Below are 24,129 nucleotides of genomic sequence, written 5' to 3' on the forward strand. Positions count from 1 at the left end.
GAACGATTTCCCACGGCTGTTGCCAACCAGACTGGCGCAATGCACCCAGGGTTTCCCACGAAATCAATCACATTGCGCTGACCGCCGGTTTTGCAGATGCCGTCTAAGCTCTGAAGGTCGGTTTTGCCTTGGTTCACGGAGGATTACATATGCTGTTGTTGTGGATACTGGTCCTGGTCGTCGGGATCGCCTGGCTGGCGCATCGGCGCATCGACCCGCTGCCCGCGCTGGGTATCGTCGCGGTCTACCTGTTGGCCATGGGCATTTTCAGCCATGCGCCCGGCTGGCTGCTGCTGATCCTCTGGGTGGTACTCGCAGCTGTCGCGGCCCCGCTGCTGCTACCGGACCTGCGCCGTCGGTATTTCAGTGCGCCGATGTTCGACTGGTTCCAGAAAACCCTGCCGCCCATGTCCGAGACCGAGCGCGACGCCATCGACGCCGGCACGGTGTGGTGGGACGGCGAACTGTTCAGCGGCCGCCCGGATTGGGACTTGCTGCTGGCCTACCCCAAGGTGCAACTGACCGAGGAGGAGCAAGCGTTCCTCGACGGCCCCACCGAAGCCCTCTGCGCGATGGTCAGCGACTGGCAGATCGGCCAGGCCATGGACCTGCCGCCTGAAGCCTGGGCCCATATCAAGGAGCACGGGTTCTTCGCACTGATCATTCCCAAGGAATACGGCGGCAAGGGGTTCTCCGCCTATGCCCACTCCCAGGTGGCGATGAAACTGGCCACGCGCAGCGGCGACCTGGCTTCCACCGTGATGGTCCCCAACTCCCTCGGCCCGGCGGAACTGCTGCTGCACTACGGCACCGATGAACAACGCGACCATTACCTGCCGCGACTGGCCCGTGGCGACGATATTCCCTGCTTCGCCCTGACCGGGCCACTGGCCGGCTCCGACGCAGGGGCGATGCCCGACACCGGCGTCATCTGCAAGGGTGAATGGGAAGGCCAGGAAACATTGGGCCTGCGCCTGAACTGGGAAAAGCGCTACATCACCCTCGGCCCGGTGGCCACGCTCCTGGGCCTGGCCTTCAAGGCGTATGACCCCGACCACCTGCTGGGTGACGAAGAAGACCTGGGCATCAGCCTCGCCTTGATTCCCACCGACACCCCTGGCGTGCATATCGGCCGCCGTCACCTACCCCTTGGCGCCGCGTTCATGAATGGGCCGAACTGGGGCAAGGACGTGTTCATCCCGCTGGACTTCCTCATTGGCGGCCAGGCCATGCTCGGCAAAGGCTGGATGATGCTGATGAACTGCCTGTCGGTCGGGCGCTCGATTTCCCTGCCGGCTGTGGGCACCGGTGCTGCAAAGTTCACCAGCCTGGTAACGGGCCAGTACGCTCAGGTGCGCGAGCAATTCAACGTACCGTTGTCGGCGTTCGAAGGTATCCAGGAAGCCATGGCGCGCATCGGTGGCAACGCCTGGATGATGGATGCTGCACGCATGCTGACCGCCAACGCCGTGGACCTGGGGGAAAAGCCTTCGGTGCTGTCGGCCATTCTCAAGTACCACCTGACCGAACGCGGCCGCGAGTGCATCAGCCACGCCATGGACGTGCATGGCGGCAAGGGCATCATCATGGGCCCGAACAACTACCTGGGTCGCAGCTGGCAAGGTGCGCCGATCTTCATCACGGTCGAAGGCGCGAACATCCTGTCGCGCAACCTGATGATCTTTGGCCAGGGCGCCATTCGCTGCCATCCGTTCGTGCTCAAGGAAATGGCCCTGGCAAGCCGTGAAGACAAGGACCAGGCGCTGGTCGAGTTCGACGCCTTGCTGCTCAAGCACATTGGTTTTGCCGTGAGCAACGCCGCCAGCACCCTGGTGCTCAACCTCGGCCTGGGGCATTTCGAGAAGGCTCCCGGCAATGCCTTGAGCCAAGGTTATTTCCGCGCCCTCAACCGGCAGGCTGCGGCGTTCGCCCTGCTGGCGGACCTGAGCATGATGCTGCTGGGGGGGGAACTCAAACGCCGGGAACGCTTGTCGGCCCGCTTGGGCGACGTATTGAGCAACCTGTACCTGGCGTCCGCCGCACTCAAGCGCTATCACGACCTGGACTCGCCGGACCACATGACACCGCTGTTCACCTGGGCCATGGAGGAAAGCCTGGGCCAGTCGGAACGTGCGCTGGATGAACTGCTGAGCAACTTCCCGAACCGGGTGCTGGGTTGCCTGTTGCGCCTGGTGGTGTTCCCCTTCGGTCGCCGTCACAAGGGCCCGAGCGACAGGCTCGACGCCGAGGTGGCGGCGGTCATCGGTCGGCCCAAGGGTGACCCGACCCTCGAAGAGTTGCTGCAGGGCTGCTATCGCCCACAATCAGCCGATGATCCGGTGGGCGCCCTGCAACACGCCGCCGACCTGCTGGCCGCCGCCCATCCGCTGCACAAGAAACTGCACGTGGCGCTCAAGCAGGGTCAGCTCAACCCTGCGCCAGGCGAACCCCTCATCGATGCGGCCCTGGAGGCCGGCGTGCTGCAAGCCGGTGAAGCGCAGACCTTGCGCGCTGCCGAGGCGGCGCGGCGCAAGGTCATCGATGTGGATGATTTTGATAAGGACGAGTTGACGCTGGCGCAGGACAAGGTCCGTTGATCCTGACGGCCAGCTACGCTCCTCATCTATAAAAGCAGGCGCAAGGGCTTTATACTCCTGCGCCCGTTTTGCTCTTGAGGACTTATCTCGTGTCCAATGTCGTTGCCGATCACCTTGTCTTGCTTGACCACTTGCGCAGCATCCTGGTCGCCGTGGGTGAGGCCGAACAGGTGCCCGAAGAAAGCCATGCCCTGTTTCTGGAGCGCTTCGACGAGTTGCGCGCGCAACTGCCCGTCGACCCGATCGAAAGCCAGTACCTGGGCCAGGACCTCCTGTGCCAAGTGATCGTCCGTTACCCACAGATCGCCCACCTGGTGCCTCGCGACCTGCTCTGGTACTTCGCCGGTGACTGCCTGCACTACATGCCCGACGAAGAAATCGCCCTGTACCAGGCCCTGGAGGAGCGTCGTTTCGAAGCCGAGCAAAACGACGAGCCTTTCGACTGGAACCAGGAAAAGCAATTGCTGGCGATGTCGGACCAGGACAGCAAGCACTGATTGCGATCCGTCATGCAAATGCCCGCACGATTAACCCGGCGGGCTTTTTTTTGCCTTGCCAAAGTGTTTTGCCTGGACGGGCCCCATCGCGAGCAAGCTCGCTCCCACAGAAGCCGCAGCTCACCATCGCTCACCTGTGGGAGCTTGCTCGCGATGAGGCCGGTCAAAACAATCCATCACTCTCCGGCAACTCATAACCCGTCACGACCTTGCTAGGGCCACTCCCGCCGCCCACCGTGCTCAAGGTCGGCTCTTTCTCCAGGCACGCCACCAGATAATCAATGAACACCCGCAGCTTGGGCGGCAGGTAGCGAGTCGGGGAATGCAGCAACCACAAGCCACCGTGATAGGAAGCCAGGAACGTCCAGTCGGCCAATACCTGCACGATCAAGCCTTGCTCCAAGGCATGGCGGGCGGTGAAGTACGGCAGGCTGCCAATGCCGATGTGCTGCAAGACGGCCCCCAACCGCACACCCGTGTGATTGGCCGCGTAGCGCCCGTGCACGCCGACGGTGACGGACTTGCTGCCTTTCTTGAATTTCCACCGCGCGTCGTTCGGGGTCACCCCCAGGTAAATGCAACTGTGTTCCAACAGGTCATGAGGATGTGTGGGCGTCCCATGTTCGGCCAGGTATTGCGGCGTGGCGCAAAGCAGGTGATCGATGGTCAGCAACTGACGCCCCACCAGCCCGACCGGAGGTTGATCGGTAATCCGGATGGCCAGGTCGACATGATCGTCGATCAGGTCAACCTGCCTATCCTCCAGGAACAGCTCCACATCGACCTTCGGATAACGACGCAAGAATTCGGGCATGTGCGGATGAATCACGAAACGCCCCACCGCCTTGGGTACGCTGACGCGGATGCGGCCTTCAGCCTCCTGGGTGAACTGCCCGCTGATTTCCATCACTGACCGAGCGGCGGCAACCATTTCCTGACAGCGCTTGAACACCTCTTCCCCACCATCGCTCAAACGCAACTTGCGGGTGGTGCGTTGCAACAAACGGGTCGCCAGGGCTTTCTCCAGGCGAGAAATACTGCGGCTGATGGCCGACGGTGATGAACCTGACTGGCGGGCCGCCTCGGAGAAGCTGCCGGTCTCCACGACCTTGACGAAGATGGCCATTTCGGCCAGCAACGGCAACGGTAGATTTGTGCTCATGGCGCAACAGTCCATTGAAATTTGAACGGATTATCACCCTTTTACGCTCTATCTATAATCCCGTCACAATTTCTGATGTGGGTATGGCACATGACGCTTCGCCTCTTTTTCCATAGCGATGACCTCAAGGCCAACGCGGAAGTCCTGGATTGCAGCCCCCGGGACCATGAGTTTGCCGTGGTGCTGCACGCCACGCTGTTCCACCCCCAGGGTGGCGGTCAGCCCTGCGACACCGGATGGATCGGTGAAAGCCAGGTGCTGCGCGTGGTCCAGGAAGGGCCACAGATCGTCCATTACGTCGACCGTCCGGTGGCCTTGGGCACGGCTGCGATCAGCGTGGATGCGCAGCGTCGGCAGCTGAATGCGCGCCTGCACTCGGCTGGGCATCTGATCGGCCATTTCGCCGAAACCCGTGGCTGGACACCGATCAAGGCCCACCATTGGCCCGGTGAAAGCCGCGTGCAGTTCCAGCCGGGGGGAAATCCTCAGGAACTGGACATCTCGATCATTCAGCAAGGCATCGACGAATGGATTGCCAACGACCTGCCGCGCCTGATCACGTTACGCGAAGGCCTGCGCGAAGTCGGTTTCGGTGAGCTTGCCGCCTACGGTTGCGGCGGCACTCACGTGCAGCGCCTGCAAGACCTGGGAACAGTCACCATCGCCTCGCTTTCGCAGAAGAAAGGAACACTGTCAGTGCACTACCACGTGGCCTGATATCCGCCAACCCCTGCGACCAGCAATGGCTCGCAGGCCTCGCCTCCCCCTGTCAGATCTGGCTCCTGCAAATCCCCTTCACAACACAAAAAGACAGATTATTGACGCACGCTTGCGCGAGTTTTTCCCTTCCGTCACTTTTTAGTCATTTTTTTTATTCAAGGCGTGGCGCTTTGCCATGCTTGAACTACCGTCAAACAGAAGCGATGACAGGGTCGGCAAAACGCTCCTGAAGCGACCTGATCGACACCGTCGTTGCCTTCGAAAATCCCGGAGCCCCCGGGTACCGAAAAGTCGTTTGCAAGCAGCCTGTCGGTCAGTCAGGCCGGTGAAATGCGCCCGTTTGCTGGTAAGCGACGAGGCCTGAAACCGGACCCAATGGACCATCAGGCTAGATGGAAAGGGGTAGCCCGGGCCTCTTAAGTGATCCGAGGCAAATAGTTAAGCCTAGGGATGGTCTCTTCATCGAGGATCACTTCATGACCCATCGTACTGCTCCCGTTCTAAAACATTTCATTCATGGCCTGTTCTGGATGGGTCTTGGCTTGGATGCGGCCCAGGCCGCAGCGGCAAATTGTTCGCAACTGGACAATTTGCCGGCAACCTTCGAGGTCGGCCAAGGGCTCCAGAGCGAACTGCGCATCCTCGCCCCCGTGACGAAGTTGGCAGTCGGCGACCCGAAAATTGCCGATGTGCAGCCCAGTGGCAGCGATGCGTTTATTCTCACGGGCCTGGCGCCAGGCGCCACCAGCCTGATGGTCTGGACCGACTGTTCGAAGATACCGCGCCAGAGCATGGTCTTTGTCAAAGGCCGGGCCACCGAGGCGCTGACCAGCGCAGCGAGCATCCCTTCCGAAGACCCGATGCTGCTCGCCCAGGTGCAGACCGACATTCGTTTCGTTGAAGTCAGCCGGACCAAGCTCAAGGAAGCCTCGACGTCGATTTTCGGCACCCGTGGCAACTTCCTGTTCGGTTCGCCGAGGACATTGCCCACCGTCGGCGGTATTGTCCGGCCTTCATTACCGGTCAATAACGACATGTTCAACCTGTCTTTTGCCACCGGTAAAACGCTGTTGATGATCAACGCACTGGAAGGCAGCGGTTTCGCCTATACCCTGGCGCGGCCGAGCCTGGTGGCCCTCAGTGGGCAGAGCGCCAGTTTCCTGGCCGGTGGCGAAGTGCCGATCCCGGTGCCCAGTGCCGGCAGCGACAACGTGTCCATCGAGTACAAGGAGTTCGGCATCCGCCTGACCCTGACGCCCACCGTCATCGGCAAAAATCGCATCATGCTGAAGGTGGCACCGGAAGTCAGTGAGCTGGACTTCACCAACGCGGTGAACATCGCCGGGACGCTGGTTCCGGCGCTCACGGTACGCCGTACCGATACCAGTATCGCCCTGGCCGATGGCGAAAGCTTCGTCATCAGCGGCCTGATCAGCACGCGCAACAGCTCCCAGGTGAACAAGTTTCCGGGGCTGGGCGATGTGCCGATTCTCGGCGCGTTCTTTCGCGACAACTCCATCAACCGCGAAGAGCGCGAGCTGCTGATGATCGTCACGCCGCACCTGGTCCAACCGTTGGCGGCCGATGCGCAACTGCCGACATTGCCGGGCGAGCAACTGCGTAATTACGACCCGAATTTCTACCGCATGTACTTCCTCGAACATGGCGAGTTCGACAACCGCAGCGGGCTTTCCCAATGAGCCGGCACCTGATGGGCAAGGCATCCGATATCCAACGGGTTGCCAAGGGGCATTCAATGAAAGCAGTGATCGCAATAGCGGCGAGCTTGATGCTTGTCGGCTGTGCCAGCAACAGCGTAGTGGCTTCACGCACGGCCGATTGCGCCAAGCCCGGATCCGACCAGGAACTGGCCCTGAACATGGCCGAAGACATGGCCAACGAAGGTCGTTTGTACGCCAGCCTGGCGAACCTCGAACGCTTGCCCGAGGACTTGGTCCAGGTCCGCCTGCGCAAGGCTCGGGTGCTGCGCCTGATGGGCCGCAACGAGGCCGAACCGTTGTACAAAAGCCTGCTCGGGACATGCCTGGCCGCAGACGGTGAACATGGCCTTGGCCAGTTGGCAGCCGCCAGAAATGACAATGCGGCCGCTACGCAATACCTCGAACGCGCAGCGAAAATGGCCCCGACCGAAGGCAAGATCCGCAACGACCTGGGGGTCGTCTACCTCAACCAACGACGCGTTTCAGAAGCCCGCTTCGAGTTCATGACCGCGATGGAGCTCCAGCAGTCAGACTCGCTGGCAGCACTCAATATGGTGACCCTGCTGATCTACCAGGATAACTGGAAGCAGGCCGCCGAGCTCGCGAACATGGCCAAGCTGAGCCCCCAGCAAGTGGCAGATGCCCAAGCCCGTGCGGAAAAAATCAGGGGTTCGGCCGCTAACGCAGTGACGTCACAAGCCAACCGCCTGACCGAGGTTGTCGACGCCTCAACCGGCGCGGTCAAGTAGAGCGTTACGAGGAGTCCAAGAAATGATGACCAAACAATTGATGATCGCCTGCATGGTGAGCCTTTCCAGCAGCGCCTGGGCCATTGAACCAGGCCCCTCTTCGCCCGCACAGCAAGGCACCGAGAGCTGGATGCAACTGCAGATTCGCGGCGTGGTGGCCTCCACCAACCTGCAAACCGCCTCGGCCGCCGAACGCGAGATGGCCATGCAGCGTTGGCTCAACAGCTTCACCTATCCGATCCCGGAATTCTTTGACCAGGACTCGGGAGGCGATATCACCAGCAGTAAATGAAAAACGCAGGAAACGAAAAGACCGCAGCCCTCGACAGCGCCTACATTTGATCCGATGTAGGAACTGCCGAGGGCTGCGGTCTTTTGGCTGACCGCCGGAAAAACCTGGGGCCCCCAACACTCATGCAACTGACCCACAGCTATCGCGAGCAAGCTCGCTCCCACAATGGGCCTGTGGTGAACACAAGACTCATGAACACCCAAGATCACCTGTGGGAGCGAGCTTGCTCGCGAAGCGGCCTTCATCTCCAACATCCATGCAAACTGACCCACTGCTTTCGCGAGCAGGCTCGCTCCCACAATGGGATCGGGGTACGACCGGGAGAGCCAGGTCGGCTGTCAGGCCGCCTCGCGAGCAAGCTTTGCTCCCACAGGTCCTGCTCAAACAGAGCTGATGGGTGTACGACCGGGAGAGCCAGGTCGGCTACTAGGCCGCCTCGGGGTGGACGTTGATCTCGGGCGCCCCGTTAACCACGATCGCCGAACGTAGGCATTGCGTAGTGGGCATCCCGGCATGGATGCCGGGATAGCCGCGGCCATGGATGGCCCTTCGCGGCGGCCCACGGAGCAATGCCGGAGAGAGGGCACACCGAGCCTAGGCGAGGTGCCGAGTGGTGGGGCAAGAGCGTTTTGCTTACTTTTGACTGGGCCGGCTTCCGGGCTTCTCAAAAGTGAGCCGCCGTCAGGGCGGAACCCTAAGCAGCCGTTACCGCAGGAATGGATATGTACCCGGCCCCCGGTCAACAAGAGCAAGGCCAGCCGTCAGGCCGCCATCGCGAGCAAGCTCGCTCCCACAATGGGACTGTGGTGAACATAAGACCACCGATCTACATATTCCCGAAAGCCCTGAACACACCGATCATGGCCGGACCAATGGCAACCAGGAAGAAGCTCGGCCACAGGCAGAAAATCAGCGGAAAGATCAGCTTGGTGCCAATCTTGGCCCCCATTTCTTCCGCAGCCTGGGTACGCCGGTCACGAAACTCATCGGCGTAGATCCGCAGGGTATCGGCCACGCTGGTACCGAAACGGATACTCTGCGCCAGCAGGCTGACCAAACCCTGGATATCCTCCAGTCCGGTACGCACGGCCAGTTGCTTGAGCGCTTCGGTGCTGGTGATGCCCGCCCGGATCTGCGCATTGACCAGCGCCAGCTCCTCGGCCAGTTCAACCTGGCTGACCGACATCTCTTCGGCCACCCGCTCGATCGTCGTGGGCAGGGCCAGGCCCGACTCGACGCAAACCACCATCAAGTCCAGTGCATCCGGGAACGCGGCACGCAGCCGGCCTTGCCGTGCCTGCTTGCGTTTGCCGACGTAGATCGCCGGCAGCAACCAGCCAATGCCCGCCACGAGGGTCACCGCCAGCAGGCCGATGGCCACTGAAACCTTGACCATCGGCAGCAGCAACAACGCAACGCCAACCATCAACAACGGCAACATCAGGCGCACCGCCCAATACATCTGCACCGCCGAGGCAGACCGGTAACCGGCATGGGTCAGCAAGGTCTGGGTGGCGGACGTGTGGGCCTGATCGGTCGAGGCAAAGCGCTGACCAACCCGTTCCAGCAAGAGCTGCAGGTTACTGGGCGCCTCCTGTCCCACAGTGTTGCCCGCGTAACCGCGCTTGATCAGCGCCAGGCGCCGCTGCACCGGATCCTGCAGGCCCAGCATCAATAGCATGAGCGCGACGACCGCCAACACCGTACTGACGCCGACCACGGTGACGAACAACAGGCGTGCCAGCTCTTCGTTGCCGGTAAACCGACTCAACAATCCGAGCAAAAAGTCCATGACTCAAACCTCTCGGCGCAACAGCGCTTATACCTGGATCCGGATGATTTTTTTTATCCAGAAAATCCCGATCAACATGGCGCAGAACGCGCCGATGATCAGCTTGTGCCCTATGGGGTCATTGATCAGCACCGGCATGTAGCTAGGGCTGGTGAGTACGATGGCGATCGCCAGCACGAACGGGATCGCCACCAGCACCCAGGCCGACATGCGCCCTTCCGCCGACAGCGTCCTGATCTTGCGCTGGAAACGGAAACGCCCGCGAATCAAGCGACTCAGGCGCTCCAGCACTTCGGTCAGGTTGCCGCCGGTCTCGCGGTGGATCAGGATCGAGGTCACCAGCATCATCACCGTCATGCTCGGCATGCGCTCCAGCAGGCCGAGCATGGCCCGGCGCACATCGTTGCCATAGTTGATGTCGGAAAACGTCATGCCGAACTCCTGGGCGACCGGCCCCTTGTGCTCCTCGGCGACCAGACGCAGGGTTTCGTTGAACGGATGCCCGGCACGCAAGGCCCGGCACATGGCGTCCAGTGCATCTGGCAAACCTTCCTCGAACGCGGCGAAACGCTTGTTGCGGTCACGCAGGATTTTCAGCACCGGCAGCCAGGTCAGCGCAAATGCCGCCAGCAGCGCCAGCCACCAGACCTGCGAGAGCATCAGTACCAAGGCACCGGCCGCCCCCCCCAGGATCAGACCGAGCAGCATCACCCGATAAGCCCGGTACTCGTGCCCGGCCTGCTCGATCAGTTGGGTCAGGTTGGCCATGAACGGCAGCTGTTCCAGGCGGGCTTCCAAGGGGGACAGGCGCGTCAGGTATTTCTGCCGCAACACGGTCTGCATGTTGGGCAAGTGGTTGGCCTTCTCCAGCACATGCAGGCGCCCGCGAATGCGCTTGCGCATTTTCCCGGCCTCGCCGAACACCGGCACTACCACGCCTTGGGACAGCAGGAACACGGCGATGAATACCATGCCAAGGAAAATCAGAATGAACTCACTGGGGATATTGCTCATGACGTGCGGCCCTCCATCCACTCAGGGCGAAACAGGGCCAGCGGTAATTCGATGCCGCGCTTGGCGAGCACATCGCGGAAGGCCGGGATCATGCCACTGGGCCGATACTCCCCAAGCACCTCGCCGTGCTCGCCGATGCCCTGGCGCACGAAGGAGAAAATCTCGGTCATGGTGATGATCTCCCCTTCCATCCCGTTGATCTCTTGCATGCTCACCACGCGTCGCTTGCCGTCTTCTTGACGCTCCAGTTGGATCACTACACCGATGGCCGAGGCAATTTGTTGACGCATGGCCTTGATCGGAAACGTCGCCCCGGTCATCGACACCATGTTCTCGATTCGCCCCAACGCATCCCGTGCGGTGTTGGCGTGAATGGTGGTCAGGGAGCCGTCGTGGCCGGTGTTCATCGCCGTGAGCATGTCCAGCGCCTCGGCGCCGCGCACCTCGCCAATGACAATGCGGTCCGGACGCATCCGCAGGCTGTTGCGCACCAACTCCCGCTGGCTCACCTCGCCGCGTCCCTCGATGTTCGAAGGGCGGGTTTCCAGGCGTACCACGTGGGGTTGCTGCAGTTGCAACTCGGCCGAATCCTCGATGGTGACGATGCGTTCGTTGTGGGGAATGAAACTGGACAGCACGTTGAGCATGGTGGTCTTGCCGCTGCCGGTCCCGCCGGAGATCAGCACGTTCAGGCGCCCGCGAACGATGGCCTTGAGCAGCAAGGCAATGGCCGGGGTCATGGTGCCGACCTGGATCAGGCTGTCGGTGTTGAGCAGGTCCACGGCGAAGCGCCGGATCGACATGCTCGGACCGTCGATGGCCAGCGGTGGAATGATCGCGTTGACCCGCGAACCGTCCTTGAGCCGGGCGTCCACCAAGGGCGAGGACTCGTCGATACGTCGCCCCAAGCTGGAAACGATGCGGTCGATGATGTTCAGCAAATGCTGGTCATCGCGAAAACGCACGTCGGTGCGCTGCAGCTTGCCGAAGCGCTCGACATAGACCGAGGCAAACCCGTTGACCAGGATGTCGGACACGCTATGGTCGGCCAACAGCGGCTCCAGCGGCCCGAGGCCGAGCACTTCGTCGGTGATCTGCTTGATGATCAGCTGACGGCTGACGGTACTCACCGGTGCCGAATGTTCCTCGAGCAGACGCTGGCAGATATCGCGTATCTGCCGCGCGGCCTCGACTTGTTCCAGGGCATCGAGCAACGACAGGTCCATGACCTTGAGCAATTGCTGGTAGATCTTTTCCCGCCACTCGGCCTCCACCGGCGTGACCTGGCTGCGGGTTTCGTACAGCACGTCAGGGATGGCCTGCTCCCAGGCCATCAACGCGGCTGTCGGGTCCGGCTGGCCGTCGCCGGGCTGGGCGTCGGCTGAAGCGCCAGGTTTGATGGGCTGTTTGCGCAAGCGGTTACGAAAGTCGCTGATCATGGGTCATCCCCCGAAAAAACGGTTGAAGGCACGTTTAAGCAGGCCCTTGTCTGTGGCCATCTGGTGACCGACCAGGTCTTCGGTCAAATCGCGCAGGGCGGCGGTGATTGCCGCCTTCGGCGCATGCAGCCCCAACGGCACGCCAGTGTTCTGACTCTGGCTGACCAGGTTGAAGTCATTGGGCAATTTCGACAGGTTCGTGCAACGCAGGGCCTCGCCGATGTCCTTGAGGCTGACGGCGGCGTTTTTGTCATAGCGGTTGATCACGATCTGCAACTGATCCCCGCGCACGCCCAGGTCTTCGCGAAGGATGCGCACCAGGGCACTGGCGTCGCGCAGGTGGCTGACACTCTGTTGCACCACCACGTACACCCGGTCCACCTGTTCCAGCACCGAACCGGTGAGGTGATCGATCTGCCGCGGCAGGTCCACCACCACCCAGTCATAACTGGCGCGGGCCAGTTGCAACAGGGCGTCGAGCTGTTCCGGTTGGGCGTCCTGGGGCAGGCACAATTCGCCAGCCCGGCCACCCAGTACGTGCAGGGTCGGGCTGAAGTGGCTGCAAAAACCCCGCAGCGCGACGCTGTCCATGTCATCGATCTGCTGCAGCACTTCCAGATGGCTGTGGGACTGCGCCACGTCCAGGTAATGGGTCACGCTGCCAAATTGCAGGTCCATGTCCAGCAGCAAGGTATTGCCTGCCCGGGCGCTGAGCTGCTGGGCCAGGTTGCAGGCCACCAGGGTTCCGCCGGAGCCGCCCTTGGCGCTGATCACGGCGACCAGCTTGCCCTCGTTGCCACTGCCCAGGCGCACATCCGCGACCAGGCGATTCAACGCCGCCACCAATTCGGTATCGGCAATGGGTTCGGGCAGCACGTCCCGGGCGCCGGCCTGCATTGCCAGGCGCATGCCCTCCTGCTCACCCAAAGGGCCACACACCAGCATCGGCGGACGTTCATGGGCCGGACGTTGCAGCAACGCCGACAGTTCTTCACGCCACAGGTGGCTGACGCGTAGCAGCAGCAGGTCGGGCATGCGGTCCAGGCCGTAGAGCGGGTCGACATGGCCGTTGCTGACCAGGCGCGTGCTCACTTCAAGGCCAGGCATGCGCTGGCAGACGCATTGCAGGTCGCGCAGGGACGTGGCATCGCGACTGCTGATCAGTATCCGCAGCCCGGCTCTGCCAGTCGCGGTCGAAAGCGGAGTTTCCCTGGTGTTCAGCATGGTGTGATCTCCCCGGAATCGGAATGACGCCCAAGGCTTTCGCGTGGCAAGGTTGCCCGGAACGTGGGCAAGGTGATGGGCACGCCTAAGCCGGGAACGAACAGGTTGAAAACGAAGTTCTGCACGCTCAGCCGGACATAGCGGATGGCACGAAACCCTGTGGCGCTGGACGTGTCGCCGGGGTTCGCCACCACGGCGCCATCGACGTCCAGGTAGGTCAGCGCCAGGTTCGTGGTCGCCAGGCTGCTGATCAGTTGACTGGTCCCGGCGTCCGTTGCGGCGTTGAAGATGGCCCGGCGCAACACCACCGGGTCGCTGATGTTGCACACCGCCGCCAGACGCGCACCGCGCCGTGCGGCTTCATCCAGGGCGTTGACGGTGAAATACAACCGGCCCATTTCCAGCACCCCGAACAGCAGGGTGAACACCAGCAGGCCAACGAAGGCGAACTCCACGACGTACGTGCCGCGCATGTGCTTATTGTTCATCAGAGCGCCCTCATGACGGTGGTCGCCACCAACTGGATGCCCAGCGGAATGGCGTTGCCAAAAAAACCGGGGATCGACCCATTGCAACTGCCCGCACCAATCACCGGGCAGAAGGTGTAGGTAATGGTGACGCGCACATGATCAATGCCCACGGCGGCGACCTGCACGTTAGCCGTGGTCAACCCGGACACCACGGCGGTTCCAGTAGCGCTGGGCACGCCATACACCGCGACGTTTTTCGTCTGGGTCAGGAGCGTGCCGCCCAAGGCGACGGCGCCGAGGGTGGAGTTCCACGCCTGGCTGGCGACGAAGCGGTCGGCATCGCGGCTGGCCTGCAACAGCACGTTGTACTGGTAGAGCATGCGACCGAACTCGCCGAAGGCCAGCAGCAACAACAGCAGCAACGGCAGCACCAGGGTGAACTCCACCAGCGCCACGCCTTGCTGGGCTTGCGCTGGTTTGAAATGAGAAAGTCCCATGACGCCTCCTACGAGTCGGTGCTCGGCGTGCCGCTGCCGTTGAGATAGGTTTTGTAGAGCTGGATGATTTGCGGGCCAGCGTCGTTGGACGGCGTCGGGCCAGGGACGTTGTCACCCTCGCATTCATGGACGAACTGGCCGAATATCTGCGCCTGGGTGCCACCGCCGCTCATGGGCTGCACGACGAAATAGCAGCCGAACCCCAGAACAGGAATAGAAGTCGAGCCCCCTTGTTTGCCGGTGCAGTTGCCCACTACGATTTTCAGCATCCGGCGCTCGAACACCCCGTTGCTCTGGCAGCCACTGCCGCTTCCCGCCACACACGCGGCGACCTGGGTCCGCCAGTCGTTGTAGTCCTGTATCTCCTCGCCGCCCGCCGAAAGATCGCCACTACTTGAAACAACCGGCTTGCCCTTGTATTGCGCCTGTGAGAGCGCATCGTTGTAGGTCATCGCCGGTGAGCTCGAAGCGGTGATCAGATCCGGCGGATAGTCGGACGCACTGACCGGGCCGTTGTAGATGCCGAAGCGTGTATTCAGTCCCTGGGACGCCGGGCCGACGGTATTACCTGGGGACGTCTGGACGTTGTCTCCAACGGCACGGCAGACCGAGCCGCCACCCGCCAGATCCTCACGAACCGAACTGCCGCCGGAGCCGAAATCGAGCAATTGAAAGTTGCCCGGTCCGATCGGTGAGGTATTGCCCGCCGCCGTCTTCAAGACCACCAGGTCGCCAAAGTGGTAGCTCCAGAAGTTACCCGCGGCGGGGTCATATTGGCTGGCGTCGCCACAGACCATCAGGGGTGCCACATCGCAAGGTGAAGTGGGACTGGGCCCGGCGGTGGCGATCGCCGCCACGGCTTTGCCACCCAAGCCGCCGCTGCCCATCGACTGGACGAAACTCCAGAAAAAACCGTTGAGTTGATAGTTGGCAACCGACACCCGCACGTACTTGGCGTCCGTGGGGCCGGGGTAAGAGAAAGGGCCATAGACACTGCTGGACAATTCCACCGCCGCAAAAGCACCCGGATTGCCGGCGACGGCGGTGGCCAGTTCGGCGTTGCCCACGGCGCTGGCATTTCTGCTCAAGGTATCCAAGGCTGCGGCGCGCGTCGTGCTGGCCATGTTCATGCCGCCCGTCACCTGGCTCAACGTCTTGGCGCCGCCCAGAGCCGCGGCATCCACGGCATTTTGCAAACGGGTCTTGTTCAGCAGCATGTGCCCGCCATCCAGGGCCAAGGCCGCCATCATGGCAATCGCCGCCAACGCTATCACCATCAAAACACTCACCGCCCCTCCCTGGCGCCGGATATTGGCATTCATCATCGAGCCCTCATTACAACGTTTGAGGATCGGCATCGCCACGACCTTTAACGGCCTGGCATGGAGGCATCACTCAGCGGACATTGATCACGCTGCTTTCAACCCCGCGGATCAACGTGATCGCCCCGCCTTGCGGCTTGGCACTGCGCTGCATCACAGGTTTTGGCATTGGGGCCGCCGCCATCGCCATGACCGGCGCAGGGGCTGGCGGCGCAACGGCCACGGCTTTTTTCTCCAGGTTCAACGGATTGCGCAAGGCCAATTGCAGCTTGCCTTCGGTCTGCGCGGTGACCAGCAATTCCGCTTCGGTGGCCGACATTTCCAGCGTCACGGCCCGCACCACTACCGGTTGGGTCTTGTCCGTGCCGGCGGTCTGGTCTACCGCCAGCACCCGCAGGTTTTCCAGGAGGGTCCGGGACGTCGCGCTGTTGCTGCCGGCGTTGGTGGTCTTGGTCGCCAACACGTCGACCCGGTTGCCTGGCAGCAGGAACCCGCCGACACCGACCACATCATCCACACGCACCGATATGGCCCGCTTGTCCGGTGCGATCAGCGAAGCCAGGGTGCTGCCGCCCAAGTGCTCGCTCAGACGCGCACCCCGCACGATGTCGCCGCGCAGGATGTCGAAGGTGGCGATCTTGCCCACGGCCTGCTCGCTGGAATCGAAGGCGTCGTCCGGGATCGTGTCCATGGGCATGCGCACGGTCGTGACTTGCTGGGCCTCGACCATTTGCCCAAAGGGGATTTCCACCGTAGCGACCACCACGCTTCGCAAGTGATCGTCGGGGGTCGCGTTGAGTCGCGCGCTCAACCAGGAGTCAGCCATCCATGCGGCACCAAGGCCCATTACCAGGGAAATGCCTATCAGCGGAAGCGTACGAGAGCTCATGTCGGTATCTCCAGATCAAAGGAAGTCGAGCTGAACGAAGTAGTTGTGCCAGGCCCATTCCAGCTCTTGCGGCGACAGGGGGCCGGAACCGCCCAGGTAACGCTGACGGTCGAGCGCCATGTTCAACAGGTCACGGGGATGGCAAGGCACCAGCGGCATGCCTTCGGCTGCATACAACCGCTGCAGGACATAGCGCACCAACAGCGGGTCATAAGGAATGCCCAGGCGTTCGCACTCCTGGCGCCAGATTTGTTCGTATTCCTCGGGCTTGAGGTAGCCGAACTGCACCTTGTAGCCAATGCGCCGCAGGAAGGCCTCGTCGGCCAATTCGAGGGGATTGAGGTTGGTGGAAAACACCAGCACCAGGTCGAACGGTAATTCGCAATGCCGGCCGCCGCCCAGGTTGATGAAGTCGCGCTTCTCCTCCATGGGCACGATCCAGCGATTGAGCAATTCGGCCGGGGCCATGCGCTGGCGGCCCATGTCATCGATGATGAACAGGCCATTGCTGGCCTTGAGCTGCAACGCCGCCTGGTATTGCCGGGTGAATGGGTCGTAGCGCACGTCCAGCTGTTCCATGTTCAGCTCGCCGCCGGTGATGACGATCGGGCGTTTGCAGCACAGCAGCCGGCGGTCGATGCCTTCGTTGAGCATCAGGTTGTTCGATTGGCCGTTGTCATCCAGGCGCTGGTGCACCTGCGGATCGTAGATCTCGATCACCGACTCGTTGATGACAATGGCATGGGGCACCCAGATCGCCTCGGCGAACAGCCGGATCAATCGGCTGCTGACGTAGGTTTTGCCCGTGCCCGCCGGGCCGTAGATCATAATTGCCCGCCCGGAATTCAGGGCGACGCCCAACTGGTCGAGCATGCCTTGGCTCAACACCATGCCTGCCAGGGCGTGATTCATGTCCTTGGCGGTAATGCGGCCATGGTGAATGGTCTGGATCTTGATCAGCGAGCGATAGGTGCTCACCGGGAACGGGGCCGCGCCGATGTAGCCGCTACGGGCCAGGGCGTCACGCGCCGAACTGCGGCCGCGCTCGGTCAGGCCATAACGCAGCGTCTGTCCACCCGATTGCCCCAACTGGCCCAGCACTTCGACGCGACCGTCCTTGCGCAGGAACGCCAGGACTTCTTCCAGCACCGCGCCGGTTAGCGCCAGGCGCTCCACCAGCCGCGACATGTCCAACACACCGGCATCGTGCAGATGTTTGCACACCAGCTCGCCGAGAAAACTGTCGGTCAGCCCCGTGTCGCGAATCGAGCTCGGCTGCGGCGCCAACCGCTGTACTGCTTCCCGTTCGCTGGGGTAGGCATCGCTATCGTTAATGACGTGCATGACTAGACTCCCCAGCCACCGGCAACCAGCTGCCAGTAAACGCTGTTCAAAGTGCCGATCAGGATCGCAATCGAGTAAGGAAAAGGTTTGCCGGCCACTTCATCCGACCCAGGCGCCAGATACGCCTGCGCACGGACGCTCAACCAGTAGCGCTGCAGGGTCTGGAGCAGTTGGCCGCGAGCCAGGACGATCAGGAAACCGCACACACCGCCGGCGATCAGGCTGAACAGCGCCGCCCACAGTGCGTAATGAAAGGGCAGGAAGCTGCCGACCATGGTCATCAGCTTGACGTCACCGGCAGCCATGCCACCGACGGCGTACATGGGCAGGAACAGCGCGAAACAGATCAGCATGCCCAACAGGCTGTCGCCGAGCCCGCCAATCCCGTCTGTATAAATCTGGCTGGCCAATCCCAAGGCCAGGCCCAACAGCACCAGCGTGTTGGGGATGCGGTGGCGAAGCAGATCGCTCACCACCGCCACACCCAGTAGTCCTAGCAGCAATACCGTCGACATCAGCAATTCCATGGACATGATGCGTCTCCATCGTGCGGTTGGAGTTAGCAGGCAGAGCCTTTTACCGCGGCGCAGAGCGCAGTGATCCGATCATTCACCGCACCGCCCAGCAGAACAAACATCGCGGCAACCGCCACCGTAATCAGCCCACCGGCCACGGCATATTCCACAATGGTCAGGCCGTCTTCATCATCGATAAACTTAACTATCGAAGTTCTGAGTCTTTGAACTTTCATGTCATTTACCTCACTTCAACGGTCATAAAACCGGCTGATAAAGAACAATGCGAAGCCCATTGAGCAAATACTTCGAAGCTTTATCAGGCAATGCTGAAACCGGCGCCTCGATGGGCTTCATCCCATTCCCGAAAGGGAGCGGTTGTCAGCAGGCAGAGCCCTTGACCGCGGCGCAGAGTGCGGTAATCCGGGTGTTCACGGCGCTGCCCAGCAAGACGAACATCGCCGCCACAGCCACCGTGATCAACCCACCGGCCACGGCGTATTCCACAATGGTCAGGCCGTCTTCATCTTTGGCGAACTTCAGTACCGAAGCCTTGATAGTTTGAAGAGTCATTTCGCACACCTCATCGGGGTTGTTTTTCAAAGAGGCAGTACATTGCGAACTGCCTGATGCAACCCTAGTCAGCAGGTGGTCATAGCCGTTAGGAGGATTTTGCACATCGCTAGGATTTTTTTGCGGGAATGGAAAATGACTCGAATCGGGGAAATCCATCCCGTGCGGCAGCACAAGCGGGTGCTTGCAAGCGGCGCATGGCGGGGACGGCGCTAAAAGATCGGTTTTTTATAAAAAATTATTCGGCGAAGTGATAGCACTGTGACAATACTGCTAGCTAAAGGGCAGAAAGAACCTCTGGGTAGTCGTCCTATGGCGCCAAGTCTGACTGAAAAACCAAAGCTGTTATGGTTCGATCTGACTCACGATCGGTCCACCAAGGAACTCGTCTCCCAGTTCCAGGACACCTGCGACTGCACGCTGGCAAAGAACGCCATGCTGCCCGGCGGGGAACAGGTCGACATGATCTGCATCCACTTCGATCGCCCGGACACGCCGGGCCTGCGGCGCCTGTTGGAGATCAAGCGGACCGTTCCTGCCACCCCCATCACCATGTTCACCGTGCAGCACTCCGAAGAACTGGCGGTGTGGGCCATGCGCTCCAGCGTCTGGGAATACATGGTGGTGCCCTTGTCTACCGCCGAGAGAAAGCGCTACCTGACGGCCGTGGTGCAACTGTGCGAACTGCGTCGCAATACCAATGGCCGGGGCAAGACCTCGCAGATCGACCACTCCCCGACCCTGCCGGACAGTATCCGCCTGACCTCCGGGCACCAGAAACACCAGGCTCTCAGCCACATCATGCTGTACATCGACCAGCATTTTCGCGAAAGCATCGATCAGCGCGATCTGGCCAAGCGCTGCGGCATGACCACATTTCGCTTCAGCCGGGTGTTCAAGGAAGCCAACGGGCTCGGCTTCACCGACTATGTGCTGAACAAACGCATGAGCTTTGCCAAGGAACTGCTCGATAACAGCCAGATGCCCATCACCAGCATCGGCTACGAGGCAGGCTTCAAGGACCCGTCCTACTTCGCCCGCGCCTTCAAGCAATACGCCAGTTGCACCCCCAGTGAGTACCGTCTTGCGTACCAGATGCGCAGCGCAAACCCTGCACCGCCACCTCCGGATGAGGCGGCTCTGGAAGCGATTGAAAACCTGGTGCACAGCCTTGAGAGGTGAGCCATGTTTGTTCAGCAAAGTACGTAGTCAGTGCGCAGCACCCAGGCTCATGGGGCGAGCTTTCTTCTCTCGATAGGAATGGACAGAACAATGCTGGTACGCGTCTCTCCGTACGCGTTGATTTTCGCAATGATGTCCTCGATCTCAGCCATGGATCTGGCGTAGATCCGGATCAGATAGGAGTCGTTTCCGGTGATGTGCAGGCACTCTACGACTTCGGGTATGTCGGTGAGCGTTGCTATTAATTTGGACTTCGCCGGCTTGAGAGTGGTGATGCCGACGACAGCTGATATGCCGTACCCCAGTTTGGTTGGATCTAACTGAGCGCAATAGCCCTTGATCACCCCTGAGTCTTCAAGTTTACGCAACCTGTCATTGGTGGCAGGAATAGAAAGACCTGCGTGCTTGGAAAGCTCTGTGATGGAAATGCGACCACAGTCCTGTACCTTACCCAGGATTTTGACGTCTATACGATCCATGTGCGTTTTCCCCGGTTAAAAGTATAAATTTTAATGAAAAGCCCGCGTTTTTCATTAAAAAAAGCATGCACCAAAATAAAGCAGAGCGCTAGTCTATTTCCAGCCTGAAAGCCTGAGGGCAATCAATAGCCCTGCTCTTTAGCGTGACGCACTCATAATAAAATATTCTCTCCAGGGATGGTGTTCGCATGGAAGATGAAAAGATAAAGTGTGAAAAAAAGTCATACTCTTTCACCCAGCACATTGGCACGCAAGTGCTAAATCTGCGACGATTCAAGAAGGACCAGATCCTGATGTACTTGATGGGTGTCGGTCTCTTTTCGCTGGGTGCCAAGTGTTTCATCATCAGTCAACTGGGCACCGACCCACTAGACGTCTTGATCATCTCGATCGATAAAATATTTATGCTGGGCATGGGCATCTGTTCAGCTATCGTGTCCCTCTTCTTCCTGACATGGTGGATGCTCTGGAACAAAAAATACCCGCCGATAAGCCCCTTTATTACAACAACACTGACCGGTCTGTTGATTGATCTCTGGTCATGGCTGGGGCTCGGAGAGTATTTGATCGCGAGAATGAATGAGTACACGTTATTGGCGACGGGGCTGATGTTATGTGCCTATTCCTCCGCGTTGATCATCATGAGCGGTATTGGAATCAGAATCATGGACCTCGTGGTACTGACCATGGTTTCCAAGTGGGGCTGGTCATTCACCAAAGCCAAAATGATCATTGAAATCGGCATCTTTTCGAGCGGCTGGCTTTTAGGCGGCCCATTCGGCGTGGGAACGATTGCATTCCTGTTAGTGATCGGCCCGCTTATCCAACCCTTCATGAACATGAATGCCAAGCGCTTTTCACTCAAGAACCATGGATTGATTCGCGCTTCATCCGCCTACTAATACCCATAAAGATGATTGCCATTCATGGCGACGGGATTGTTTCGCCTCGACTTTTTCAACCGATGATATTGACAGCAACTTCCGTGATGAGGAGTGAGAAAGATGGACACTACAAAAAATAAGAACTGGACCTTGGAAAGCAGCCCGGCAAAACTGGAAGAAATACTCCCAGGGGGCGTCGTCAAGTGTCATCTTTCCCCGCGAAACTGTGTCATACAGGAGGGCAAGGTAGGTTTTTGCAAAGTGCGCGGAAACCGTGGCGGCCGACTCGTTACATTGAACTACGGCAAAGGCGTTCACAGCACGGAAGAAACGATTGAGACCGAAGCCGTTTTCCACTTTGCGCCTGGAGAGCGGATCCTGTCCCTGGGCAATATCGGCTGCATGCTCAACTGCGGTTATTGCCACAACTGGAAGACCTCGCAAGCCAAGTACGTCACCGACAAAGACGTTTACTACTACACCCCTGAACAAGTTGTGGAAACCGCACTCAAGCACGGAATACGCGTCATTTCCTGGACGTATAACGATCCCGTTGTCTGGCATGAATTCATCCTCGACACGGCAAAGCTGGCCAAGGAAGCGGGCCTGATCAACCTGTATAAATCGGCGTTCTTTATCAGTGAAGAAGCCATCGATGAATTACTGCCGGTCATCGATATTTTCTCGATTTCGCTGAAATCCATTTCCCCGGAATACTACCGCAAGGTCACGACCGGCTGGGTAGAACCGGTCCTCGCGGGCATCAAGAAGGTCTATGACGCCGGCAAATATGTCGAGGTCAGCACCTTGATGGTGACCGACATCAGCGACGACGAGGAAACGGCCCGGAAAATCAGCCAGTGGGTATTGGATGAGCTGGGCCCGAATGTGCCGCTGCACTTCGTCAGGTTCCACCCTGATTACAAAATGAGCAACAGCATCCGCACCCCTGTGGACCGGCTGCTGAAGGCTCGGGACGTAGCTCGCAGCATGGGCGTTGAGCATGTCTACCTGGGCAACGTGAATGATGTCGAGGGAACCAACACCAGTTGCAACAACTGTAACGCCCTGCTCGTCACCCGCTACGGCTTGAACGCTGAAATCATCGGGCTGGACAGCAAGGGTTGCTGCTCTCGATGCGGGCACGATGCGCATTTCAAATTACTGGGCGAACACCAGGCGAACGCTCCAGTCGAGCTGCGAGAGGACGCGCTGAGCGCTTACGAGAAACGCAAGTTCGAGTGGCATGGGGATATCGTGTCGCTGCACGCCCAAGTGCTCAATACCGAAGATTTCGAACAGACCGTCTACCTGCGGCGCAACTATACGGACGGGCACAACAGCGATTGGAAATCACTGACGCTGCGGCCGCATGAAAGCTATCGATTCATTATTGCCAAGGCACGCATCGATGAAACCGGTCCTGAGGTCTGGCTCCCCAACGGAGTGAACTCGAACCTTCATGAAGTATTCGACAGGGCTCACTTCCCCACGGAGTCGATTGAAGAGATTGGTATTTCGCAAAACGACATTACCCCGACCATTGGTTACGAGGGCAAGCAGAACATGTATGAACAGGTCATCAAACTGGTCAGCCAAGCATGAAAGTGTCCACTGAAATACTTCATATCAAGGTCGATGACCGGGACGCGCGTCCTTCGGTCACTCCTATTTATCAGTGCAGCGCCTTCAGCGCCGATTCGGCCTTCTTCTACTCAAGGAAGGCCAATCCCAATGTGACCGAATTGGAACAGGTTGTCGCGTCCCTGGAGGGCAGCGAATATGCCCTGGCCTACAGCACCGGGATGAGCGCCATCTACATGGTGTTGGAACTGTTGAAACCGGGTGCTTCGCTGGTCATCAACAAATACATCTATGGCTGCTCTTATAAATTGTTCCAGCGCTATGCGGCACGTATCGGCGCACACCTGACGATTCTGGATCTCACCACACAAGATGGGTTGAATGCCTTGCCGGCGAACGTCGACATGGTCATTTTCGAAACACCGACCAACCCGTTCCTGAAAGACATCGATATTCATGCGGTCAGCCGGGCCGTCAAGCAAAACAACCCGCAAGCACTGGTGGTGGTTGACAACACCTGGGCCACGCCGATATTTCAGAAGCCGTTGAATTTTGGCGCCGACATTTCACTGTACAGCGCAACCAAATACTTCTCCGGGCATAGCGATGTCATGGGTGGCCTGGTTCTGGTCAACAGCGAAATGATTTACAACCGCCTGCTTGAGGGTCGCTTTTATTCAGGCACGATATTAACGCCCAATAGCGCATGGCTGCTTCGCAGAAGCATGCAGACGTTCAACCTGCGCATGGAAAAGCACAGCCAGACGACAGCAAGCATGCTCAACTATCTGCGCGAGCTGCCTTTTATTGAGCATGTCTATTATCCACGCGTCGATGGCAAACAACTGACCGGTTACGGCGGCATTGTGTTTGTTGATATTCGGCCCGACCTGGTTCCCTTCTACAAAACGTTCACCAGCACGCTCAAATGGTTTGGCACGGGCACTGGAATGGCCTGCGTGACATCAATGGTTGCCCAGCCCTTCAGTGGCAGCCATGCCTCGATGACAGATCAGGAAAAAGCGGACATGGGCATCGAAAAAGGCCTGGTTCGATTGTGCTTTGGCCTGGAGGACCTGGATGACCTCAAGGACGACCTGCTGCAGGCATTCGAAGCCATGGAGAGGCAGGTCGATCAAGAACGCTCACTCGATCCTGCGTAGCGGGTGTTGATCATGAGCAA

24 protein-coding genes are annotated in these 24,129 nt (G+C 59.8%); 10 read left to right on the forward strand and 14 right to left on the reverse strand.

Annotated elements, in window-relative coordinates; genetic code table 11:
* Positions 1–149: 149 nt before the first annotated feature.
* Positions 150–2,597: an acyl-CoA dehydrogenase gene (locus F7R20_RS19140; protein WP_003204307.1), complete on the forward strand. Its 2,448-nt coding sequence runs from the start codon at positions 150–152 to the stop codon at positions 2,595–2,597.
* Between the two features lie 89 nt (positions 2,598–2,686).
* The gene (locus F7R20_RS19145) at positions 2,687–3,094 is read left to right on the forward strand and encodes a PA2817 family protein (protein WP_003204309.1); all 408 of its coding nucleotides are present in this window, start codon (positions 2,687–2,689) and stop codon (positions 3,092–3,094) included.
* 163 nt (positions 3,095–3,257) lie between these two features.
* On the opposite strand, the gene F7R20_RS19150 is transcribed toward F7R20_RS19145, so the two are convergent.
* Positions 3,258–4,256: a LysR family transcriptional regulator gene (locus tag F7R20_RS19150; protein WP_003204310.1), complete on the reverse strand. Its 999-nt coding sequence runs from the start codon at positions 4,254–4,256 to the stop codon at positions 3,258–3,260.
* Positions 4,257–4,346: 90 nt separating this feature from the next.
* On the opposite strand from F7R20_RS19150, the gene F7R20_RS19155 reads away from it, so the two are divergent.
* The 4 genes from F7R20_RS19155 to F7R20_RS19170 all read left to right on the forward strand — a co-directional run bounded on the left by F7R20_RS19155 (position 4,347) and on the right by F7R20_RS19170 (position 7,738).
* A complete protein-coding gene (locus F7R20_RS19155) occupies positions 4,347–4,973 on the forward strand; it encodes an alanyl-tRNA editing protein (protein WP_003204313.1) in 627 nt (208 codons plus the stop codon).
* A gap of 479 nt (positions 4,974–5,452) precedes the next feature.
* Positions 5,453–6,676 carry a type II and III secretion system protein family protein gene (locus tag F7R20_RS19160; protein ID WP_003204315.1) on the forward strand — a complete coding sequence of 408 codons (1,224 nt, stop codon included), beginning with the start codon at positions 5,453–5,455 and terminating at the stop codon, positions 6,674–6,676.
* A 56-nt stretch (positions 6,677–6,732) separates the two neighbouring features.
* Positions 6,733–7,446, forward strand: a complete 714-nt coding sequence (locus F7R20_RS19165) for a tetratricopeptide repeat protein (RefSeq protein WP_003204317.1) — start codon at positions 6,733–6,735, stop codon at positions 7,444–7,446.
* A 22-nt stretch (positions 7,447–7,468) separates the two neighbouring features.
* On the forward strand, positions 7,469–7,738 hold the full coding sequence (locus F7R20_RS19170) for a DUF3613 domain-containing protein (protein ID WP_003204319.1): 270 nt from the start codon (positions 7,469–7,471) through the stop codon (positions 7,736–7,738).
* A gap of 826 nt (positions 7,739–8,564) precedes the next feature.
* Here the strand turns inward: F7R20_RS19170 and F7R20_RS19180 are convergent.
* The 12 genes from F7R20_RS19180 to F7R20_RS19235 form a co-directional block, all read right to left on the reverse strand.
* Complete coding sequence (locus tag F7R20_RS19180; RefSeq protein WP_003204320.1) at positions 8,565–9,530, reverse strand: type II secretion system F family protein; 966 nt, start codon at positions 9,528–9,530, stop codon at positions 8,565–8,567.
* Positions 9,531–9,557: 27 nt separating this feature from the next.
* Positions 9,558–10,544 (reverse strand): type II secretion system F family protein, encoded by a 987-nt coding sequence (locus tag F7R20_RS19185; RefSeq protein WP_003204322.1) that lies wholly within the window; start codon positions 10,542–10,544, stop codon positions 9,558–9,560.
* Positions 10,541–11,983 carry a CpaF family protein gene (locus F7R20_RS19190; RefSeq protein WP_003204324.1) on the reverse strand — a complete coding sequence of 481 codons (1,443 nt, stop codon included), beginning with the start codon at positions 11,981–11,983 and terminating at the stop codon, positions 10,541–10,543. Before F7R20_RS19190 ends, F7R20_RS19185 begins: the two co-directional genes overlap by 4 nt.
* 3 nt (positions 11,984–11,986) lie before the next feature.
* Positions 11,987–13,207: an AAA family ATPase gene (locus F7R20_RS19195; RefSeq protein WP_003204325.1), complete on the reverse strand. Its 1,221-nt coding sequence runs from the start codon at positions 13,205–13,207 to the stop codon at positions 11,987–11,989.
* Positions 13,201–13,695: a TadE family protein gene (locus F7R20_RS19200; RefSeq protein WP_003204328.1), complete on the reverse strand. Its 495-nt coding sequence runs from the start codon at positions 13,693–13,695 to the stop codon at positions 13,201–13,203. The genes F7R20_RS19195 and F7R20_RS19200 overlap by 7 nt, the downstream gene beginning before the upstream one ends.
* A complete protein-coding gene (locus F7R20_RS19205) occupies positions 13,695–14,174 on the reverse strand; it encodes a TadE/TadG family type IV pilus assembly protein (RefSeq protein WP_003204330.1) in 480 nt (159 codons plus the stop codon). The genes F7R20_RS19200 and F7R20_RS19205 overlap by 1 nt, the downstream gene beginning before the upstream one ends.
* Before the next feature lie 8 nt (positions 14,175–14,182).
* Positions 14,183–15,499 carry a pilus assembly protein TadG-related protein gene (locus F7R20_RS19210; protein ID WP_027911502.1) on the reverse strand — a complete coding sequence of 439 codons (1,317 nt, stop codon included), beginning with the start codon at positions 15,497–15,499 and terminating at the stop codon, positions 14,183–14,185.
* Positions 15,500–15,569: 70 nt separating this feature from the next.
* A complete protein-coding gene (gene cpaB, locus F7R20_RS19215) occupies positions 15,570–16,385 on the reverse strand; it encodes a Flp pilus assembly protein CpaB (protein WP_003204334.1) in 816 nt (271 codons plus the stop codon).
* Positions 16,386–16,400: 15 nt separating this feature from the next.
* Positions 16,401–17,729, reverse strand: a complete 1,329-nt coding sequence (locus tag F7R20_RS19220; RefSeq protein ID WP_003204336.1) for a P-loop NTPase family protein — start codon at positions 17,727–17,729, stop codon at positions 16,401–16,403.
* Positions 17,730–17,731: 2 nt separating this feature from the next.
* The gene (locus F7R20_RS19225; RefSeq protein ID WP_003204338.1) at positions 17,732–18,262 is read right to left on the reverse strand and encodes an A24 family peptidase; all 531 of its coding nucleotides are present in this window, start codon (positions 18,260–18,262) and stop codon (positions 17,732–17,734) included.
* A gap of 26 nt (positions 18,263–18,288) precedes the next feature.
* Positions 18,289–18,480 (reverse strand): Flp family type IVb pilin, encoded by a 192-nt coding sequence (locus F7R20_RS19230; protein ID WP_003204340.1) that lies wholly within the window; start codon positions 18,478–18,480, stop codon positions 18,289–18,291.
* A gap of 145 nt (positions 18,481–18,625) precedes the next feature.
* The gene (locus F7R20_RS19235; protein ID WP_003204342.1) at positions 18,626–18,817 is read right to left on the reverse strand and encodes a Flp family type IVb pilin; all 192 of its coding nucleotides are present in this window, start codon (positions 18,815–18,817) and stop codon (positions 18,626–18,628) included.
* A gap of 312 nt (positions 18,818–19,129) precedes the next feature.
* On the opposite strand from F7R20_RS19235, the gene F7R20_RS19240 reads away from it, so the two are divergent.
* Positions 19,130–19,999: a response regulator transcription factor gene (locus F7R20_RS19240; protein ID WP_003204344.1), complete on the forward strand. Its 870-nt coding sequence runs from the start codon at positions 19,130–19,132 to the stop codon at positions 19,997–19,999.
* A 47-nt stretch (positions 20,000–20,046) separates the two neighbouring features.
* Here the strand turns inward: F7R20_RS19240 and F7R20_RS19245 are convergent, their stop codons facing one another.
* Positions 20,047–20,478 carry an Lrp/AsnC family transcriptional regulator gene (locus tag F7R20_RS19245; RefSeq protein WP_003204346.1) on the reverse strand — a complete coding sequence of 144 codons (432 nt, stop codon included), beginning with the start codon at positions 20,476–20,478 and terminating at the stop codon, positions 20,047–20,049.
* Between the two features lie 188 nt (positions 20,479–20,666).
* Here F7R20_RS19245 and F7R20_RS19250 point away from each other — a divergent pair, with 188 nt between their 5' ends.
* From F7R20_RS19250 to F7R20_RS19260, 3 genes are all read left to right on the forward strand, one after another.
* Entirely contained in the window at positions 20,667–21,380 is a 714-nt protein-coding gene (locus F7R20_RS19250) for a YczE/YyaS/YitT family protein (RefSeq protein ID WP_003204348.1), read from the forward strand.
* A gap of 102 nt (positions 21,381–21,482) precedes the next feature.
* On the forward strand, positions 21,483–22,967 hold the full coding sequence (amrS, locus tag F7R20_RS19255; protein WP_003204349.1) for an AmmeMemoRadiSam system radical SAM enzyme: 1,485 nt from the start codon (positions 21,483–21,485) through the stop codon (positions 22,965–22,967).
* Positions 22,964–24,109, forward strand: coding sequence for a PLP-dependent transferase (locus F7R20_RS19260; protein WP_003204351.1), 1,146 nt, complete (start codon positions 22,964–22,966; stop codon positions 24,107–24,109). The genes amrS and F7R20_RS19260 overlap by 4 nt, the downstream gene beginning before the upstream one ends.
* The last annotated feature ends 20 nt before the right edge of the window (positions 24,110–24,129 follow it).

It is taken from the genome of Pseudomonas brassicacearum subsp. brassicacearum (genome assembly GCF_008801605.1).
GTDB lineage: Bacteria > Pseudomonadota > Gammaproteobacteria > Pseudomonadales > Pseudomonadaceae > Aquipseudomonas > Aquipseudomonas brassicacearum.